Origin of the sequence: Hydrogenophaga sp. (assembly GCF_051858985.1) — a bacterium.
Taxonomy (GTDB): Bacteria; Pseudomonadota; Gammaproteobacteria; order Burkholderiales; family Burkholderiaceae_C; genus Hydrogenophaga.
Window position 1 is genome coordinate 140,063 of sequence record NZ_JBHYGM010000005.1, and the last position, 18,938, is coordinate 159,000.

Sequence of the window (18,938 nt, forward strand, 5' to 3'; positions counted from 1 at the left end):
AGAACATCATGTCTAGGCACTCCCCTCCCCGGAACACCACCTGGGACCTGTTCACGCCGACCGAAGGCATCGACGGACTGCGAGACCTGCCCCTGCTCGCAGCCCAGCTGGCCACCGTGCCCACCCAGCGCGTGCGGATCTTTCTGGACGATCCCGGCCGCCTGGGCGTGATGAGTGCACGCATCGAAAGCACCCTGTGGGTACAGCCGCTGGCCAACTACGAAATCTGGCGCCTTCGCCTGGCCGACGCCATTGCCCCGGCCGACAACGTGGTGTGCCTGGGCGGCACCGAAGTGCCAACCCGCTACCGCGAGCGCATGGCATATGGCGCCAGCAACCGCTGCAAGCAGTTCCGCATCTGGCCCCTGGGGCACTCCTTGTCCTCCGGGGAAGCCACCACCGCGAACGCGAGCATGAACACCATGGTGTTCGACGTGATACAGGATGAAAAGGTGCAAGGTGTCGGCCTGATCAAGGACGTGCGGAACAACGTGGAGCTGCGCACCCGCTGGAAAGCGCACGCCAGCCTCACACAAACCACCCTGGAATCGCTGGGTCTGCCCGGTGACAAGGCCAAGGGTGCGCTCATCGTCAGCTGCTGGGACGCCGCCATTGCGGATTTCCCCCTGTTCGTCCAGAGCCTGGCGCAGGCATTTCACCAGCCTGTGCTGGTGCTGCGAAACCTGCCCCCAGCAGGCGCTTCACACACCCCGGTACCCACTTCCCCGGCCACCGCGCACGTCCACGTGCTGGACCTCCCCGCCCTGAGCTGGAGCCAGCAGGATGAAGTCATCTGGAGCAGCGATCTGCTGTTTTGCGGGCAGCGCGACGTGGCCAACCGGGCCATGGAGGCGGGCACCCCCCTGTTGTGGCTGCCCCGACCCACCGCCTCCGGCGCCGCTCAGGCCACGGATCGACTGAGCGACTGGTACTTCGATGGACTGGATCCCGGATTCAAGCGCGGCCTTCTGGTCACAGCGCATTGCCTGCGGGAGGGTGAATCCCTCGAACAGACGCTGGCGTGGTACCTGAAGCAGCGCGACGATCTGGAACAGATTGCACGTCAGGTGGCCCGCCGGATTGCGCAGGCCCGGCCGCTCGCCGACACTCTGCCTTCGCTGTCGCCGACCATGCTGGAACAGGTCCGTCGCCAGCAACAGCAACGAGAGAACGCGCACCCGCCCACATGGCCCATGAGCCTGCCAGGCCCGGTAGAGTCGGCCTGACCTGCTCAAGAGAGAACTTCAATGACGAACTGGTTGATCAGCGCGGCGGGTGTCTCCGTCGCTTTCGTGGCGGGCATCGCGCTGGGGGCATTGCTCTGGCATTGGCGCACCGGCGGCGGTGCGCTCCGCTCGGGCCGTCAGTCAGGCAAGTCAGCGCCCTTGCTGTGGGACATCCACAGCGTTCTCAATGCCATGAACAAATTGGCGCTGTCCGCCGAACGAGGTCGTCCCGTCGAGCCTTCGCTCGTGTACCTCCTGTCAGACTACCTGCTTCACAGCGCGCTCATCCAGCGGGAGGATGGCTGGGCCGATCGCAACGCGCTGGAAAACTGGCTGCTCGCCCACGTTCGTGTGGTCGCCGATCACCGGGGGCAGACCACCTTGCCCGGCGTCAATGTCCAGATGAGGGAAAGCGTGCGGCGCATCCACGCCAACCCACTTCTGCGCCAGTTGCTGTGGATCCTGCAGAAGGTCCCCACCGTCCATCGCATCCAGATCGATGTGCTGACCACCAAAAGCGAAGACCAGACGGTGAAGGTTCGGGTCGAGGTGGATGGAAACGCTGCCGAGTTGGGCAAGGCGTTGGAAGGCGGCGGCGGATCCAGTTCGTGGCAGATGGAATCGGGTTTGTGCGCCTGTGAGCTTCGCACAGCCTACGAGCCGGAAACCAGCACCTGAGGCCGCGCGTCAGGCGCCTTGCGTTCAATGGGCCTGCGCTGCGACCCGGGCCGCCGGTTGCCGCTGATAACCACCACTTACTTCGGCGGTCAGTTCAAGATCGGCCAGGTCAATGTCCAGCAGCAGGTCCAGCTCCAGGTCGGGACGGGTGAAGTGGCTGCTTCGAACCGCGCAATGCGCGGTGTCGCCTTCATTGAGCATGGCCAGAGCCCTCGCCACCTTCCGGTCGCTTTCATCGATCAGCGCCTGCCATCCACTGTCGTCCAGCACGGTCGCGCTCGGCTGCGAAACCGGAGGGTCCTCCTCAAGCAACGACGGCTGTAGCGCTCGGATGGTGGCGCCGGTGGACAGGACCGGGCCCACTTCCACGTCCAGATTGCCACAGCCGGTGAGCGTCAACCCGCGCGTCTGACTGCCTGTCCCCTGCGCCACATCGTCTTCAGTGACGGTGTAGACAAAGTGCAAGGTGTCGGTTCCGCTGCCGCCGCTGAACTGAGCGGCACGGTGACGACCTCCCACACACAGGTGAAGTCGCGGCGTGCCTTCCACCTTCACCGCCTCTTCCAGCGACACACTGGCTTCGAACACCTGCCCGGCCCGGCAACCACCAAAGAGGCCGCTGGGCAAAGCGCCTGGCCAGTCATCCGACCAATCCACGTCTGCGGAATCGACATCTAGCGCCACCGCCGTGATGCGCGGCAGCGCAGGCACCGATTCGCCTTGCGGCACGGGCCACGGCTCATTGAACATCACGGCATGGCTCATCGCGTCCGTGTGCACACTGCCATCGACAAAGACGAGCTGAGCGGACCCGATCACGTAGGCCGTTTCCAGCAAGCCGCTGGCGCGCCGGCTCAGCGCGAGTGCGCGCCCCGCCACCCTGGCCTTGTGCTCAGCCAGCGTGGCGTCGAGGTGCACCTGAACACCGGGCTGCCCGACGAAGACCGTTTCCACGCCACCCAGTCCTTCCAGCTGAAGCAAGGCTCCATGGGGAACGGCGCCCAAGGCAAGCCTGGGGCCGGCATTCACATGACTGGCCACGGTGGCCCGGGCAACAGCCGCCGCTTCGCCCACCACGTCGAGCAGGGCTGATGTCTGGCGCACACTGCGCCAGAGTGCGCCCAGCGTGACCGCGCCGTCGTCGAACACCAGCTCTCTAGGCCCCCGGCTCGCGTGCACACGGATCTCGGTGCCCTGCGCTGCGTGACTCAGGATCAGAACGTCATCTGCCACGTCCACCTGGTGGTCGCTGCTGGCGCCTTGAAGGAACAGTCGGTCTGCGCCGCCGACACCACAGGTGAGATCGAACGTTCGACCTGAACCGAGAAACACGTGCTGGATGCCACGCGCACCCCAGAAGCCCACGGCGTGGCTGTCGACCACGATCGCGCCCTGGATCAGGTCGAATCTCGCTTCGTCAGCGTCCATCTGCAAACAGGCATCGGTGGCGTCCATGGTGCTTCCTCCGGTTGGTGGAACCCATTGCATCAGCGAGGGGCTGCGCACGGCACAGGAAGTCACCAACCGGGGCCATCACCGCACCAGCGGGGCGGCATGTCCCACCAAATTGCCAAGTGCCAATTAGTACCGTTTTCGATTGCCAACCAGTTCACGGCAGAGTCCGGCCCACCGACGCGTGCAGGCCAGACGGCCCCCCGGTTTGACCCGGGAATGTCCCCTTTTTGCAACGATTCAAGCGACAACGCACACAAAAAGTGCGTCCGACACTGGCTTTTGCGATCGGCCAGCTGCTTTGGTAAAGGTCGCGCAGAGCAGCTTCAGGCGGTTGAAAAGTGAGGCGCGTGGCGCTCCGCAGCCGGCCTTCACGGGTTTTCGGCGCCGAGCCAACGATCCGCCGGCCGAGTCACCGGACGACACTTTTCAGACATTTCCCTTCACTTTTCGATCACCAACTGCAGGGCGAGGTCAGGAATGGCGTCCACGAAAGGCGGAGTTCAGCACCGCTCCCGCCGGGCAAATGGTGTGCCTCAGACCCATCCCACAGGAGCAGCAGCCCGGCGTCCCCGTCGACTGGCCAAACCAGTGGAATTCGTCATAAATAGGCATTTAGTTCCTATTTTCTTTTGACCCATTCCCGATTGATCGCAACTCAATCCTTCGGCGCAAGCGGATGGGCTGCCCCCCTAGATTCCTGCTTTCGACGTGCTCGAGCAGCAAACGAAAGTTTTCAAGCCGACCACGACGGGGCCGCCAAAAGCCCAAGAAGCATTTCCTGGCGGCCTTTCAAAACTGTGTCCTCAACCCTTATCAAGGAATCTTCATGAAGAAAACGATGATCGCCCTGGCCGCCTTCGGCGCCCTGGCCGGCGCAGCCCACGCTCAGTCCAGCGTCACGCTCTACGGCCTGTTGGACATGTATGTGGGTGAAGGCACCACCAAGACCACCGTTGGCGCCGTCACCGTCAAGACGAAGCCTGGCACGGGCCTGACCAGCGGTGGCCTGAGCGGCAGCCGTTGGGGCCTGCGCGGTGCTGAAGACCTGGGCGGCGGCTTGAAGGCCACCTTCCAGCTTGAAGCCGGCATCAATGCCGACGACGGCACTGTGGGCGCAGGCTTCAACCGCACCAGCAAGATGGGTCTGAGTGGTGGGTTCGGATCCGTAGAGTTCGGCCGTCAGTACACGCCGATGTTCCTGTTGATGGACGGCTTTGATGCACAAGCCACCTCGTCCTTCTCCGCCACGAGCGCAGTTGGTGGCCCATCCGGTGTTGCTGGCCTCATGGGCGTGACCACCCGTTGGGACAACTCGGTTCTGTACACGTCGCCAAACATGGGCGGCTTCAGTGTTGGTGCGCAATACGCCTTTGGTGAAAACGCAACGCCTGCCGCCTCCGCAGGCCGTGCTCTGGCACTGACCGCCTCGTTTGCTACAGGCCCGATTGCTGTTCAAGGCGTGTACCAAACAGAAAAGGCCAACGGCGCCGCTGCAACCGCCAAGTCCACTGGTATCGGCGCCAGCTACGACTTCAGCGTGGTCAAGGTCTTGGGCCAGTTCATCAACCAGAACGACGGCGTGGCCAACGGCCAACGCGAAAACGCATACGTGCTGAGTGTGGCAGTGCCTCTTGGTGCCGCAGGGTCCCTCGCTGCAGGCTTCGGCAACGAACGCATCAAGGTTGCCGGTACTAAAGTCGCCTCGACCGATTCCTTTGGCGTGGAATACATCTACAACCTGAGCAAGCGTACCAATGTCTATGCTGGCTTGACCAACGTCAAGCTCAAGAATGCTGCTGGCACCGCATCCACGCAAGACCAACTCTACGGTTTCGGCATGCGCCACAAGTTCTAAGCCCAAGCTGGCATTCGCCAGCTGAAGCCAAGAGCCACAAGCCCGCTGCAACCATGCAGTGGGCTTTTCTGTTTCTGGGGCTTTCCTGCGTTAAGGCTGCCCAGACCGGTCAATCCAGCCATCTGCTGGAAATGACGCAAATCCCCAGTGCCGAGGAACTGGCGTAAACCGAGAAGAGTGCGCAGGCAACAAACACGCAGCCCACGCTGGCAGGATTCCAGCGCCGCACCTGCAAGGCCATCGACGACATCCAGATGGCGCCAAACATCAGAATCACTGAAAGCAGGCTGCTGAGCGTGAGTGAAGGACGCCCGCCGGTGGGCCAGACCTCCGTCAACAGCACATCGATCGACACCCAGTTGAAGGCGGCACCGCCCACGATGGCCCCCAGTGACATCAGCGCGCCTTCCACGATACCCATGCGGTCGCTGCAAACTGCGGCATGTCGAATGACGGCCTGCGCTGCGCAGAATCCAGCCAGAGAGAGCAACACGGCGGCCGTGAACCAACGCCCGCTCGTGCCAGGCGAGTCGGATTGCAGCACGGGAGCCACCTCGTGATTCGGATTGCGGCGTTGTACAGACTGCATGATGAATGGGTTCCTCGCGCTGGGGATCGAAATCCAGTGCCAATCTATCGACGGCATGCTCCTGACGGCGAAGAGATGCTGAACTCACCCGGGTGGAACACCAATTCCACCGACACCGGAACGAGGTGTCAGCGGCAATGGTGCAGTGGCAATCGCTCGGGAAAGGAGGCTCGTTCGCCCCGTTTCAACGAGACAGCGTTTCGTTCCTGAAACGTCTGGCTTCAGACCCAAGGCACGCAACCCGCATTGGCAAGTTGTTTACTGCGCACTGTCGCAGCACCGCCCACAGCCACCGGGCCATCGTCATGAACCTGAAATCGCGCATAGGCGGACTTCTGCAGAGCCGGTCCACGGGCTCGGAGGATGACGCGCTCGACAGCGAAGGTCTGGCGCTGCAACGACGGCAGCAGGAGGCAGCTCAACGGGCCCACATGCTGCGCCTGCTGGTCACCCGCAACCGCGAGCTCAACGAGCTTCGCGAGATCATGGTGGAGAGGCGCAAGCACAAGCCCAGTCTCCCGCAGGGCCGGCGGGAGAGAGGCACCAGTCCCGCGAGCATCACGCGACCCCCTGGCCTGGCCGACGGGTCTCAGTTGGTCAGCCTGATCAATGAACTGGAGGTCAAGGTGCTCTCCGAGCCCATGGGCCTGACAGGTCTGCCCCCCTTGCAGCCGCCCGAGTTGAACGCCGCCGCTTCGGAGAGCGCCGACACCGACCATTGCACATCATCGAAAACGCACCCGTTGGACGACGCGGCGCTGATGGTGGCGGCCAGGCGGTGGAACCCTGCTGCCGACCTGCTGATCAAGGCCCTCGGGTCAGGCGAAGCTCTGCAGGGCGTCGATTGGGCCACCCGCAGCGCCATCGATCTCTTCGAACGAGGCGGCCAGACCGAACGGGCAGACGCCATGCGTCGGCAATACCTGCAGACGCGGGGGCGGGATGCCCGTCGCATCGTTCCACCGCCACTGCAAGGCGCGGGGTCCGGTAGGCTTCGGATCTCCAGGCCACTCGTCTGGTCATGCCCCGATGCGCCGGGCTTGAATGAAGTCGCGTCGCTGAGTCTGCTTCTGGACCAGACGAAAAGGGGAACTCCACTTGTGCTCGACTGGACGGCGCTGCAAGGCATCCACGCGCAGGCACTGCGCGAACTGCAGGGCTTCATGGAGAAGGCGATCCGGTCCCAGACCATCTTTGTGCATCTGGGGCTCTCCCGACTCATCCGCGCCATGCGGCAAGAGCTCCACGAGCCACACCACGGCGCTGATGCCTGGCTGGCCTGGCTTTCCCTGCTGAACTGGGCGGGTTTCCGTCATGCCCACCAAACGGCATCTATGGCGTACGCGCGGCGATTCCATCGCGAAGCACCCCCCTATGTCGGGGTTCGGTGCGTCTGCCAGCCCTTGAGCAAACAGTCCGGCGAAACCAGCGAGGACATGGTTTGCGCCATCCGGTTTCAGGGCGACCTGACGCGCGAACACGCCGAGGAACTGGATCGTCTGGACATTCGCGCAGCCAGGCCAGGTCGGCTGGTCATGCTGGATTTCCGGCTGCTGACTTCCATGGATTTCTTCTTCGGAACCGACCTGCTCAACTGGGTCATCCGTCGGCACTCGCTCGGTCAGACAGTGGCCATTGCCTACGCCCATCCCCTGATGGCTCACTTTGTGCGGATGCTGGGTCTTCAGAACTACACCAGGCTCCACGCGCTGCCGGCGACCGCTCCGGCGCAGTAGCCGCCGTTGTGCCCTGCGCATGGAACAAAGCGATTCCGTGCCGAAAAAATGCATTTCGTACCCGTTTTCTGTAGATTCGTTCCGTTTGAATCATTGAACCGAGCAATGCCCTGACCATCCTGTCCATTCCGACGCCCCCCTGCCCGCCCGCGAAGGAATGCCGTGTTCAAGCCCGTCTGGCAGCGAAAGCACCTTCACGGAGCATCAAGCATCTGGCCTGTTGAGGGCATACACGCATGGCGGCACACGCCAGAGGCCTTGAATCACAAGGAGAAGGACATGGGAAACATCCGGATCGTGGTCGCCGAGGACGACACCACCCAGGCCGAGGGCATCGCCGCGTTGGTCGCCCAGCTCAGACCCTCATGGCAGGTCCAGGAACTGGTGCACGATCGGGCGCAACTCACCACCGCGCTTGAAGAAGTGGTGCCTGATGTCCTCCTGCTGGACATTCACATGCCCGAGCAGCCCAATCACACGCGCAGTGTGCTGGAGATCGTCAGGGCCAACACATCGCCGCCGGTGGTCATCCTGATCACTGGGGACCCCTCGCAAGCACTGGAAGCCTACGAAAGCGCCGTGGCCGACTACATCGTCAAGCCGGTGCGGCCCGCCCGCCTGGCCCAGGCGCTGGAACGCGCAGAAGGCGTGCTCTATGCCCGGCGCGCCCGCCAGACCGGCCTGACTTTCCTGCCCAAGAACACGGCCCCTGCACCCAACCAGTGGCTGAGCGGTTCACGAGGCCGCGACGTGGTGATGATCGAGCCCACCGACATCATCTACCTGCAGGCCGAGCGCAAGTACACCACCGCCGTGCTTCCCGATGGTCATGTGCTCATGCGCTACGGCATCACCGACATCGAAGCCAAGCTCGACATGTCGGTGTTCCTGCGCATCCACCGCAGCACCATCGTCAACGTCAAGCGAATCGATTTCCTGCGCCGGGACGAAATGGGTCGTCTGCGCATCCACATGAAGGGCCGCCCGGAAGGCTTGATCGTCAGCAGGACGTTCGAGTATGTCTTCAAAGGGATCTGAACCTTTCTCCAGCCTTTCCGGACAAACCTCCCTGCCCGAGCTGCCCACACCGGCAGCCGTTGTCCGGGAACAGGCTGATCAGGTGCCCGCCCTGCTCGGAGTGCAACTGCTCTCCGTGCTCATCATGCTGGTGCCCCTGGCTTCGTCGCTGTCGCTTCGATTGCCAGACCGTCTTCATCTGCGCTGGATTTCGACCGGCCTCTGCGTCCTGACGCTCGCCCTCTGGGCGTTCTTCGTGGTCAGGCACGCTGTCCGGGCCCAACGCGCCACCACGGCGGTTCCCCAGCCGGGCCAGAGGTTCCTCATGGGCATGACCATCGTCCATGGAATGGCGTGGTCATTTATGGCCGCCCAGGTGTTCCTGATGGCGCCGGACGCCAGCTTCGAAGCACTGAGCTGGGCCTTCCTGATCTCGACGCTGCTGTCCTCGCACTACCACGCCCGGGGATCGCTGCGACAAGCCGCCTGGTTGCTGCTGGCGGTTCAGTGCGCCTGCCTCAGCGGCGCGTGGTTGCTGCTCTCGGATTCGCAACAGGGTGGACTGGAGGCGATTGCACTGGTCACCGTGCTGATGCTGGCCTACAGCATCGCCGCCGCGCGCGGGCGCGAGCAGGCCGAGCTTCAGCGCAACTTCAGCGATCGCCAGGACGAACGCGCCTGTCTGTTGCAGCAGATCTCACACCTGCAGGAAGCGCACTCCTCCAAGTCGCGCCTGCTCGCCATGGTCAGCCATGACCTGCGCCAGCCGGTGCACGCGCTGGGCCTCATGCTCGGCCGCTTCCGGCAGGACGCGTCGTCCTCCTCCCTCAGGATCGAGATCGAGGCCGTCAACGACGTGGTCAATTCGCTCTCCAAGTCGCTGACCATGCTCATGGCCGTCACCCGGCTCAACTCGGGCCAGGTCATCGCACTGCCGGAATCCGTCTCGCTGGAACGCCTGTTCAGGTCCCTGGCCAACGAGTTCGAGGAAACCGCTGAAGCCAGCCATCTGCAACTGAAGTTCAAGTCCAACGACCTCAGTGTCACCACCGACCCCAACCACCTGCGCACGATCCTGGTCAATCTGATCTCGAACGCCATCAAATACACGCCGCAGGGCGGCGTGAAGGTAGCCGCCACGATGTCCTCCACGCCGGGCACGGTGAACATCGAGGTCAGCGACAGCGGCATCGGCATCCCGGCGCACGAACTGCAGCGGATCTTCGATCCCTTCGTGCGCCTGCATTTCCGCAAGGCATCGGTGGACGGCATCGGCCTGGGCCTGGCCATCGTCAAGCAGACGGCCGATCTCATCAAGTCGCCGATCCAGGTCACATCCGTGGTCGGCACCGGCACCACCTTCAGCATGGAGCTCCCGCTGGGACAACAGACCGCGACAGCCGGCACGCCCATGCCCAACACCTACCTGCGCGGCTTGCGGATCGTCGTGATCGACAACGACGAAACCGTGCTCGAGAGCATGGCGCGCACGCTGGAAGAATGGGGCTGCCGCGTGATCGCAGCCAACGGCTGGGACGAGCTCGATGTGAAGCTGGGCATGACGGTCAGCCCCGTCGACCTGATCCTGACGGACTTCCACCTCGACGCCGGCTTTTCTGGCTACGAACTGATCAAGCGGCTGCGCAAGCGCCACCGTTCGCAGATTCCCGCCATCCTGCTGACCGGTGACGTGGAGATACGGCACGGACCCGAAAGCACCGCGACGGCGGTGGTCATCGCCTACAAGCCGCTTTCCCGCGAAAAACTCGCCCTGCTCATCTACGACACGGTATCCACGCACGCCGTGCAACCACCATGAAGGCGAACGTCTGGCAACTCGAAGCGCCCTGGCTTCAACGCAGGCCGGTGCACGCAGACGCCGCAATGGGCGCGGCGGTGTGGCTGTGGATGCACGACCTTCAGCGCAGAGGCGTTGCGATGAGTGACCTGGAGCATCGGCTGCTGGCGCCCATCGAAGCGGGCCAATACGTGCTGGCACGCCGCTCCGCCGCTGCCAGCTCGATGCACACCGAGTCGCCGTCGCATCGACCACTGGCCTTGTTGCTCTTTGCGCGGTTTGACGCACAGGCCGAGACGCGCTACCTGGCCCACCCTTCGAAGAAAATCGCCATCCGGGACTGGCAGAGCGGAGACCGCCTCTGGCTGATTGACTGGACGGCGCCTTTCGGTCACACCGCCGAACTTCGGCGTCCCCTGACGGCCTTGCTCGATGGTCACGGCGCCCGAAGTGTGGGCCGCTCGCAGCACGGCACCGCTGCCCATGCCTCCACCAGTTCCGTGGGATCGCGGGTGCGGCTGTGGCAACAGCCCCAGGACGCCTCGGTGGCCTGAACGTCCCGGTAGACCTGTCCGCCGGGACTGTGCCCTCCAAAGAAAGTTGCCCGCCCACCGGTGGCAGTGGACGGGCAAAAAATGCGAGTCCAGCTTGCGCCTCGAACCCACCTTGGAGACAACGGGTCGATCACCAGTTGCGTGGGTATTGTGTGACGGCCCTCAACTGGCCATGCAAGGAAGACACGAACCCACCGCTTTCCGGCCCGACCCCACCAGACAGGCGCACCAGAAGTTGCGTGACCGTTCGACTTCCTACTGCAGTTCGAGAAAGGCGGTCACGTTGGGCTGTACAGCGCCTGCCGACGCGATGGCCGTCCAGGGGACGCTGGCAGGGTTGGCGCTGACATGAGGCCCGCTCTCCCGGAAACGTCCGAACCGTGCATCAGGATTTCCATCGATCAGCGTGTCCAGCTGGATCGCGAGTTCGGGGGTGAGCCCCACAATTCTCAGAAGGTGTCTGTTCGCAACGGGATATGTGACGATGCCCGCACTGTCGACCTGGCGGACTCCCCAGTTCGCTGACACCAGGCATACGGACAAAGTGCGAGGTGAGCCATCCGAGGCCTGATATCGATACTGGTCCTCAAGTCCATTCCCCATCCCGGCGGGAATCCGGATGCTGGCTTGACCAAAGCTGCCGACCAGCGAAGCACCGCACAGAAATGTATCGACCCTACTATCGATCAAATTGTTGGTGGCTGGAGCAGGAAAACCTGGCAAATTTCCTGTAGCTCGCGTGTACTGCGCAAACGCCTCACTCCAGCCCACCACGAAACTGGAGAACGCGTTCTGTCCCTTGGCGTGCCGCAGCAGATCGGTGCCGATCATCACCGCGCTCATGATGACGCCGATGATCACCAGCACCATGGACATTTCCAGCAGGCTGAAACCGCTGGCGCAGCGGCGCGTTGGCTTCTTCTTGAAGCGACTCTCGACAGAGGCGTTGGTGATCATGGGGGGCTCGTGGGAGGAGGATCTGCGGGGATGTCGAACCCGCGTAGCTCGATGAATTTCTTGTACGCACTCCAGTTCTGCTTGCTGGCATCAAAGGCCTTTGGATCGAAGGTTTTCGGATCGTAGGCGCCCGCGTCGTACGTTTCGGGATCGAAGTTGTCGGGATCGAGCTTTCCGGAGCCGAAGTCGTAGGAACTGAGCTCCGGATCCAGCTGACCTCTCGCCGCAGCATCAAATCCGAGCGCGTCCTTCTGGCGGTCCGCGATCTGCCCCCTCAAGCCGGCGATATCTCCCGGATCCACCGAGATCAGGGGTTCATTGGAAGTTTCGCTGCGTCCGCCCATTGCGCCAACGATGCCGTCAACGTCCAGGATCCCTTCCTCCGGAATGAGCTTCTCTCTGGGTGGGCCATCGGGCAGGGAGGGATGGGCGCTCAGCGCGGGCCCCTGGCCTAATCCAGTGGCCCGATCCTGTGCCTTGGCCAGCATGCCTTGTGCGGTGCCGTTCTCACCATACTTGCTGGCTACGCCGGGCGGTGGCGGCAACACGGCAGGTTCGCTCTGCTCGCGCAGAAAGTACGCACTCGTGCTGCCCAGCATGGCGTTTTCGGTGGCCTTGGCGTAGTTCGCGAGGGACGTGTCCACCAGCTCGTTGGCGATGCGCAGGTGCTCCCGGTAGTTCACGAGGTTGTTGGAAAAGCGTGCGAGGTTGGAGACTCTGGCGCCCCAGGAGGCCAGGCCCATGGCCTTGGTCACGATGGCCTGGGCACTGGTGGCGATGGCCCCAGCCAACCCCGGGCTGTAGAACTTGGCATGGATGGCGGAGACGGTCTGCGGGAACTTCGCCCAGTCCATCAGCATGCCGTAGGTGTGGCTGCCGACCGACCAGGCTCCTTCCGCCACCTCCAGCACGTAGATGGCATAGCTCAGCTCGAGCTGCTCCCGAAAGTCTTGCGCGGACTTGGCCATGATGGCGCCCGACAGGTGGGCGTTGTACTGGCCCCGACCACTCACGGCCACGATGGGCCCACAGCCCAGGTGCCCGGACACCTGCGCGGCACTCACCGCGAGGCGCTGGCCTTGGCCCAGGCCGGCCATTCTCAGATCATCGGCCGCGGTGGTGATCTCCAAAGCTGAGAGGGGGCCGGCGCTGCCCGCGGCGACTTGAGACAGCGTCGCGCACAGGTCGAGGACATGGTCATAGGTGTTCGCCACCAGATCTTCAAGACTCCTCGGCTTCGCGTCTGGGCCGCTCGCCAGGCCGATCGGCTTGCTGTTGACCAGGGCGCGGAAAGCCCAGCCGTCCGTGGCAATCAGGTCGGCACGCACCGCGTATTTCAGCTTGCCCAACTCGGGTTGGGGCAGCCCGACCGTGGCATAGGGAAACCATCCGTGGAAATAGGCGCCGTCGCTCTCGGTGCAGACTTCCACACCGCTCGGACCAGAGGCGGGGCACGGAAGGCGCCCGTACATCCCGGCAAAAGATGCCGCTGCTGCCTCCGCCCGCGTCATCTGCGAATTCACCCGATCGCTGTTTTCCTCTGCCCACCGGATGCCCATGGTTTGCCAGAAGCCCACCGCCGCCACGCCCGCGATCATGAGTGCCACAGCCGCCTCGACCAGAGAAAACCCGGATTGGCGGCGCGTTGTGGCCGCACCCTGCTTCACACGCTTCATGGCATCACCCCCTGACGCTGGAAAGCTGCCGCAAGCCCCAGGTGCCACGCTCGCTGCCGGGCCATCTCGGCGGCATAGTTCTGTGCAGCGACTTGCGCCGCTTCAGCCACCGGCAAAGCCGCCTTGTTGGCGGCCAGCGACTCACCGGAGAGTTTGAGGAGGGAGCCCCAGAGCGTCGCTTCGACAGCGAAGGAAGCCAGCGTGCCCGCCGCAGTGGCGAGGCCCAAGGGGGTGGTGGCCGTGGTCACCAGGGCCTGGGCGGTGTTCCAGGTCGACACGGCCAGCCGGATCGACGCATTCACGATCCGCCAGGTGGCATTGACGATGGATTCCCGCGTGGCGCGAACGAGCAAATCGTGGAGTTTCACGTTCAGGTCGGCCTGGTCCTGGAGATCCGTGGCGAGCACGGCGGCCTTCACTTCGGTCGCCAGGCGAGCGAAAGCGGGGAAGCAGCCCAGCTGGTGCACCAGCTCGGTGTAGCCGACGGCTCGGGTGCTGATCTGCTCTGCCGTGCCTGGCTTGGCGGCCAGCGGGTTCTCCAGCACGAACTCCTGGGCCGAAGTGCCCGCGCTGCCCGCGACGGCGCGTGTCTGCACTCCAAAGGCCACGCGAAAGCCGCCGGACGTCGACACGTTGGCGGTCTCCCGCTGGATCAACCGCATGCAGGCGTCCAGCCCGTTCGCCGACGTGCGAGGCGCCAGTTCGCCTTCGGACAACAACTTCATGGGGTCCGATTGGTACAAAGGACTGGGCGGCGTCAGAAGAGCGCGGTCCACCACGTAGCGGATGCGGCGCGGCGGCTCGGAGCCCATCACATCCACCGGCAGCCAACCCTCGACGTGGTTGGGTCGGCCGGGCGATGGGGCTGCATCCACCGGCGAAGGCAGGACGTGGTCGCGCATCAGGCGCCCCTGCAGGGCGTACTGGGCCCGCTCGACCAGGTCGCTTGTCTGCTCGCCACTTTCATTGCCCTTGACGAGTTCCATGGTTTTCCAGAGACCCGCGGCGGTGAAGCCCATGAGCATCACCACCACCACGGCCTCCACCAGGCTCCATCCCCGTTCACGCCGCGGGCGCCATGGGGCAGCGGCCCTCATGGCGTACCCCCTGCCGGCATCACCGGAACAAAGCCGGCCTGGTGCGCCTCCCTCACCATGTCGCTGCCGCCCAGCCACACCTGCCGCGCCTCGGCGTCCGATGCGAGCTTGTAGTAGGCGGCCATGGTCGTGGCGTCCAGCGCGAGAGCCACAGAAATGCGCGCGGTGTCGATGATGGAGCCGGCCATGCCCACCGGGGCTATGGCCATGCCCTTCACGTAGTTGGGGATCCTGTCGAACTGGAAAGACAAGATCGCCGCGACGAGCTTGACGGCGTTTTCGGCGATGTTGTAGATGCCGTTGGCGAGGTCACCGAAACTGGTCACCAGGTACATGGCGTCGGCCATGGTGCCCAGCAGAAGGATGTCGCCGAACGCCTTGCCGGCCGCGATGTTGCCGTCGCGCTGGCCTGCGGCCACGCCGATCCAGGTCTGAGCCATGGCCATATTGTCGAGCGAGGCCACGGTGGACCCGCAGGCCAGCTGGTCGTAATAGGACCCAGGCCGCGTGACGCTGACGAGATCGGTGTAGGTGTGGTCGCTGGCCCGGTTGGGCGACTCGAGCTGCATCACGCCAAAGTTCGCGTTGACGCCCGAGGCCGCGTCCGTCGCTCGAGGCGCACTCACAGCCACGCCGTACAACATCCTCGCTTCGGGCACCGTGGCCCCGGGCACGAGCGGTGCGTCGGGTCGGATGCGCCAGCGCGGCGTGGTGGCAGCGCCGGGGGCTGCCGCCTGCTCGTTGATGTTTCGCAAACTGGCGCACAGGTCCATGCTGCTGGAGATGCCGGAGGGGTAGCCGTCCATGGGCCCGCCATCGATGAGCGTGGGGACGAACACCGCCTGCGTTTGCGTCATGTCGCGCGCGGTGCCTGCGATGCCGGCGCCCACCGCGTTGCGGTTCACCATGTAGCGCAGGTTCAGCAAGGCGTGCTGGGGCGGGGGATCACCGCCTGCCTGAATGAGGGAACTCACCGGCAGCCAGCCCTTGTGCCCGGCCGAGGCACAGTCCTGTTGGCCGTTTCGGGAACTGGCGGGACAGGGGAGCAGGCCCTGGTTGTTCAGCGCGAAGGCGCGGACAGCACTGTCGGCCCACTGCAGCACGGCGCGCTGTCCCTGCACATCAACCTGCGTTCCCTGCGAACGCTGCAACATGAAGCTGCCCAGCGCCGCGCCTGCCGCCGCCACGGCCATGACGGCCAGCGCAATGGCGACCACGCCGCGCTGTCGTTCAATTGGCGGAGCATGCGATTTCAGGCGTCGCCGATCAGGGGAATGGGAGGAGTGGATCACGGTGGGGTACCTCATGAAGGTCGTGTTCACAGCGGGTGGTGGGGTGTCGCGCAACGGCCTGCATCACATGGGGCGGGCCATGGCCTGGCGCACCAGGTCGTAGACCGGCAGCAGCAGGGCGATGATCAGCACCAGGAATACGCCCCCGGCGATGACCACCACCAGCGGCTTGATGATTTCGGCGATCGTCTCCACCGTGCGCTTCAGGCGCTTGCCGTATTCGGCCGCGAGATACGACAACTGGCTGTCCAGCGAGCCCGCGTCCTCGCCCACAGCGATCATGCGCACCATGAGGTTGGGAAAGCCGCCGATCAGGCGCATGGCTGACGAAATGCGGTCGCCGCGTTCGACGAACAGGCGAATGGCGGTCAACCGCTCTTCGTAGTAGATGTCGGGCGTGCTGCGCTCCAGGATGTGCAGGCTGCTGACCACGTCGAGCCCCGATCGGGTGAGGATGGCCAGGTACTCGGAGAGGAAAGCCAGGCCCGACGACGTGACAAGCACGCGCGAGATGGGCAGCTTGTGGAGGACGATGTAGCCGAGGCGGCGGAAGGTCCGGCTCGACTTCCAGGACCAGATCAGCGTGACCAGGAAAGTCACCATCGCGCCGACGACCAGTGCCCAGTGGTCGTTGATCCATTCCGCCCCGGCGAGCACCGCCACCGTGATGGGCGGCAGCTTGGCGTTCATCTGCTTGAACAGGTCGACCATGCCGGGCATGACGTAGACGATCCAGAAGGCCGCTGCGCCGAAGATGGCCAGGAACGAGAAGGCCGGGTAGATCATGGCCTGCTTGGCATTGGCCTTCATGTTGAGCACGCGGTCCATGTGGTCCGCGGCTTCCTGCAGCATCTGCGCCATGTTGCCCGAGGCCTCGCCGATGCTCACCAGACTGCGAACCGACTCGGGGAACACATCGGACTGACGACCGAAGGTCTCGGACACCGACGCGCCGGCACCCATGTCGTCCAGCATGAGGCGGCTGAGGTGCGTGATCGCCTTGTCGGCTTCGGTCGAGTCGTCTTCTGCAATGACGCGCAAAGCCTCCAGCAGGGGGATGCCGCTGTTCACCATGACCGCCAGGTCGCGCATGAGGCCCGCGACGTCCTTGGAGCTGGGCGAGAGGTGCGTGACCGCCCGGCCCCAGCGGTACACCTGTGCCAGGCCGCTGTTCATGCGGCGCAGGTACACCAGCGTGCCGTTGGTGCGCTTCTCGATCCAGGTGGACGCGGCGTCGACGCTTTCGTAAGGCGTGATCACCACGCCCTTCGTTGTTCGCCCGCCGGGGAACATGACCACGTAGAAGAAGACGCCGCTCATCGCGCAGGCCCCTCGCCGGTGACCCGGAAGATCTCTGCGGTGGTGGTCTGGCCGAGCAGCACGCGGCGCCGGGACACCGCCGTCATCGGGGTGAAGCCTTTGGAGAAAGCCAGCGTACGGATGGCTTCGCGGCCGGCGTCGTCTGCAATGGCGTTGGCCATGTCGTCGTCCACCATCAGCAGTTCGTAGAGGGGCAGCCGGCCATGAAATCCCGTGCCGCGGCAGCGCGTGCAGCCCACGGCGGCGAATCCGTAGGTGCCGTGCTGCACGCCGAGCCAGTCGCACTCGTCGTCGGTGAACGGCTTCTCTTCGGCGCAGACACTGCAGAGTTTTCGCACCAGCCGCTGGTTGATGACCAGTTTCAGGTTCTCGGCGATCACCTGCGGAGACAGCGACATCGGGCGCAACCGCGGCACCACGCCGAACACCGTGGTGACGTGCAGCGTGCTGAGCACAAGGTGCCCGGTGGCAGCCGCGTCGAAGGCGGCCTGCGCGGTCTCTGCATCCCGCATTTCGCCGACCAGGATCACGTCGGGATCGTGCCGCAGAAAGTGGCGCAAGGCGGTGCCGAAGTCGTAGCCGGCGCGACGGTTCACCTCGGTCTGCCCAGCGGCGGGAACGCGGTATTCCAGCGGGTCTTCCACCGTGAGCACATTGCGTTCAATGAGGTGCTGCATGCGAAGGCCGGCATGCAGCGTGCTGCTCTTGCCCGATCCGGTGGGCCCCGTGATGAGCACCATGCCGACCGGGTTCTCCATCACGCGGGCAATGGCCGCCACGTCTTCCTCGAAGAAGCCGAGCGTGGCCAGATCCTGGATGTCGTGCGCCTCGGGCAGCAGCCGCAGCACCATGCGCTCACCGTACTCGGTCACGATGGTGGACACGCGGATGGTGATGGGCACTTCGAACACCACCACACGGAAGCTGCCGTCCTGCGGTCGGCGCTGCTCGGAGATGTCCATTTCCGCGCGCAACTTGAGGTAGCTGGTCAGCCGGCTCAAGGTTGGCGGCAGGGCGATCATGGGCTGCAGCACGCCGTCGATGCGGCAGAGGATGTGATAACCCTTCGCACCCGGCGTGATGTGGATGTCGGTGGCGCGCTCGCGCACCGCCCAGTGCATCAGGCTGTCAACGAAGTTCTCGGGCGAATGCGCGTGCTCGGTGTCGCCGATGAGCCGCTCGATCTCGCGCTTCACGTCTTCCTCGGGCGGATGCCGGGAGAAGTGGTAGCAGTGGCGGATGAAGCGCATCACTTCCGAGAACTGGCCACGCACGAAGTTCGAGCGCATGCCCGTTCGCCGCAGCACCAGTTGCGCCACTTCCTCAGGTTCGGCGTCGCCCAGCAGCACGGTGAGCTGCTGGTCCTTGCGACTGAGCGGCAGGAAGCGCGCGGTGAGGCACAACTCGCGCGGGAACATGGCCAGCAGCGCGTTTTCCGGTGCGTCCAGCGTGCTCACGATCGCATAGGGCAGCCCTTGCAGTTCGCTGAGCTCGCGAACCACGTCCTGTTCACTGACCAGCCCTTCCTGGGCGAGGATCGTGCGCAGCATCCCGCCACCTGCGGCCTGCTTCTGCCGCACATACTCGAGTTCCACCGCATCCAGCCTGCGCTTGCTGATGAGCATCTGCCCCAGCAGTTCAGACTGCTGTTCTGCGCTGAGCCGGGTCGCCTGGGACATGGGGTGGGT

The 18,938-nt window shown here is 64.3% G+C and carries 15 protein-coding genes; 7 read left to right on the forward strand and 8 right to left on the reverse strand.

What is annotated here, in order from left to right; translation table 11 throughout:
• Window positions 1–8 precede the first annotated feature (8 nt).
• Window positions 9–1,226, forward strand: a complete 1,218-nt coding sequence (gene earP / locus ACTIEY_RS20115; RefSeq protein WP_439520931.1) for an elongation factor P maturation arginine rhamnosyltransferase EarP — start codon at window positions 9–11, stop codon at window positions 1,224–1,226.
• Window positions 1,227–1,259: 33 nt separating this feature from the next.
• Window positions 1,260–1,904, forward strand: coding sequence for a hypothetical protein (locus ACTIEY_RS20120; protein ID WP_439520932.1), 645 nt, complete (start codon window positions 1,260–1,262; stop codon window positions 1,902–1,904).
• Between the two features lie 24 nt (window positions 1,905–1,928).
• Here ACTIEY_RS20120 and ACTIEY_RS20125 read toward each other — a convergent pair whose 3' ends face one another.
• A complete protein-coding gene (locus tag ACTIEY_RS20125; RefSeq protein ID WP_439520933.1) occupies window positions 1,929–3,359 on the reverse strand; it encodes a hypothetical protein in 1,431 nt (476 codons plus the stop codon).
• An 826-nt stretch (window positions 3,360–4,185) separates the two neighbouring features.
• On the opposite strand from ACTIEY_RS20125, the gene ACTIEY_RS20130 reads away from it, so the two are divergent.
• Window positions 4,186–5,214: a porin gene (locus tag ACTIEY_RS20130; protein ID WP_439520934.1), complete on the forward strand. Its 1,029-nt coding sequence runs from the start codon at window positions 4,186–4,188 to the stop codon at window positions 5,212–5,214.
• Window positions 5,215–5,323: 109 nt separating this feature from the next.
• Here ACTIEY_RS20130 and ACTIEY_RS20135 read toward each other — a convergent pair whose 3' ends face one another.
• The gene (locus ACTIEY_RS20135) at window positions 5,324–5,803 is read right to left on the reverse strand and encodes a hypothetical protein (RefSeq protein ID WP_439520935.1); all 480 of its coding nucleotides are present in this window, start codon (window positions 5,801–5,803) and stop codon (window positions 5,324–5,326) included.
• A 92-nt stretch (window positions 5,804–5,895) separates the two neighbouring features.
• On the opposite strand from ACTIEY_RS20135, the gene ACTIEY_RS20140 reads away from it, so the two are divergent.
• The 4 genes from ACTIEY_RS20140 (at window position 5,896) to ACTIEY_RS20155 (ending at window position 10,908) form a co-directional block, all read left to right on the forward strand.
• Window positions 5,896–7,539 carry a hypothetical protein gene (locus tag ACTIEY_RS20140; RefSeq protein WP_439520936.1) on the forward strand — a complete coding sequence of 548 codons (1,644 nt, stop codon included), beginning with the start codon at window positions 5,896–5,898 and terminating at the stop codon, window positions 7,537–7,539.
• A gap of 279 nt (window positions 7,540–7,818) precedes the next feature.
• Window positions 7,819–8,577 (forward strand): LytR/AlgR family response regulator transcription factor, encoded by a 759-nt coding sequence (locus ACTIEY_RS20145; protein WP_439520937.1) that lies wholly within the window; start codon window positions 7,819–7,821, stop codon window positions 8,575–8,577.
• A gap of 82 nt (window positions 8,578–8,659) precedes the next feature.
• Window positions 8,660–10,375, forward strand: a complete 1,716-nt coding sequence (locus ACTIEY_RS20150) for an ATP-binding protein (RefSeq protein ID WP_439520938.1) — start codon at window positions 8,660–8,662, stop codon at window positions 10,373–10,375.
• Window positions 10,372–10,908 (forward strand): toxin-activating lysine-acyltransferase, encoded by a 537-nt coding sequence (locus tag ACTIEY_RS20155; protein ID WP_439520939.1) that lies wholly within the window; start codon window positions 10,372–10,374, stop codon window positions 10,906–10,908. Before ACTIEY_RS20150 ends, ACTIEY_RS20155 begins: the two co-directional genes overlap by 4 nt.
• Window positions 10,909–11,163: 255 nt before the next feature.
• Here the strand turns inward: ACTIEY_RS20155 and ACTIEY_RS20160 are convergent, their stop codons facing one another.
• Genes ACTIEY_RS20160 through ACTIEY_RS20185 form a run of 6 tightly spaced genes read right to left on the reverse strand, consistent with a single transcriptional unit; the run spans window position 11,164 to window position 18,929 of the window.
• Window positions 11,164–11,865 (reverse strand): type II secretion system protein, encoded by a 702-nt coding sequence (locus ACTIEY_RS20160; RefSeq protein WP_439520940.1) that lies wholly within the window; start codon window positions 11,863–11,865, stop codon window positions 11,164–11,166.
• Window positions 11,862–13,541: a type IV pilus modification PilV family protein gene (locus tag ACTIEY_RS20165; protein ID WP_439520941.1), complete on the reverse strand. Its 1,680-nt coding sequence runs from the start codon at window positions 13,539–13,541 to the stop codon at window positions 11,862–11,864. The genes ACTIEY_RS20160 and ACTIEY_RS20165 overlap by 4 nt, the downstream gene beginning before the upstream one ends.
• A complete protein-coding gene (locus ACTIEY_RS20170; RefSeq protein ID WP_439520942.1) occupies window positions 13,538–14,638 on the reverse strand; it encodes a hypothetical protein in 1,101 nt (366 codons plus the stop codon). The genes ACTIEY_RS20165 and ACTIEY_RS20170 overlap by 4 nt, the downstream gene beginning before the upstream one ends.
• Entirely contained in the window at window positions 14,635–15,945 is a 1,311-nt protein-coding gene (locus tag ACTIEY_RS20175) for a hypothetical protein (RefSeq protein WP_439520943.1), read from the reverse strand. Before ACTIEY_RS20175 ends, ACTIEY_RS20170 begins: the two co-directional genes overlap by 4 nt.
• 48 nt (window positions 15,946–15,993) lie before the next feature.
• A complete protein-coding gene (locus ACTIEY_RS20180) occupies window positions 15,994–17,250 on the reverse strand; it encodes a type II secretion system F family protein (RefSeq protein ID WP_439520944.1) in 1,257 nt (418 codons plus the stop codon).
• Window positions 17,247–18,929: a GspE/PulE family protein gene (locus tag ACTIEY_RS20185; RefSeq protein ID WP_439520945.1), complete on the reverse strand. Its 1,683-nt coding sequence runs from the start codon at window positions 18,927–18,929 to the stop codon at window positions 17,247–17,249. The genes ACTIEY_RS20180 and ACTIEY_RS20185 overlap by 4 nt, the downstream gene beginning before the upstream one ends.
• Between the last annotated feature and the right edge of the window lie 9 nt (window positions 18,930–18,938).

Coding starts and splice junctions, on each gene's coding strand:
- ACTIEY_RS20180 (WP_439520944.1), bottom strand. CDS start 17,250: ATGAGCGGCGTCTTCTTCTACGTGGTCATGTTCCCCGGCGGGCGAACA.
- ACTIEY_RS20135 (WP_439520935.1), bottom strand. CDS start 5,803: ATGCAGTCTGTACAACGCCGCAATCCGAATCACGAGGTGGCTCCCGTG.
- ACTIEY_RS20130 (WP_439520934.1), top strand. CDS start 4,186: ATGAAGAAAACGATGATCGCCCTGGCCGCCTTCGGCGCCCTGGCCGGC.
- ACTIEY_RS20175 (WP_439520943.1), bottom strand. CDS start 15,945: ATGAGGTACCCCACCGTGATCCACTCCTCCCATTCCCCTGATCGGCGA.
- earP (WP_439520931.1), top strand. CDS start 9: ATGTCTAGGCACTCCCCTCCCCGGAACACCACCTGGGACCTGTTCACG.
- ACTIEY_RS20170 (WP_439520942.1), bottom strand. CDS start 14,638: ATGAGGGCCGCTGCCCCATGGCGCCCGCGGCGTGAACGGGGATGGAGC.
- ACTIEY_RS20155 (WP_439520939.1), top strand. CDS start 10,372: ATGAAGGCGAACGTCTGGCAACTCGAAGCGCCCTGGCTTCAACGCAGG.
- ACTIEY_RS20185 (WP_439520945.1), bottom strand. CDS start 18,929: ATGTCCCAGGCGACCCGGCTCAGCGCAGAACAGCAGTCTGAACTGCTG.
- ACTIEY_RS20165 (WP_439520941.1), bottom strand. CDS start 13,541: ATGAAGCGTGTGAAGCAGGGTGCGGCCACAACGCGCCGCCAATCCGGG.
- ACTIEY_RS20125 (WP_439520933.1), bottom strand. CDS start 3,359: ATGGACGCCACCGATGCCTGTTTGCAGATGGACGCTGACGAAGCGAGA.
- ACTIEY_RS20145 (WP_439520937.1), top strand. CDS start 7,819: ATGGGAAACATCCGGATCGTGGTCGCCGAGGACGACACCACCCAGGCC.
- ACTIEY_RS20160 (WP_439520940.1), bottom strand. CDS start 11,865: ATGATCACCAACGCCTCTGTCGAGAGTCGCTTCAAGAAGAAGCCAACG.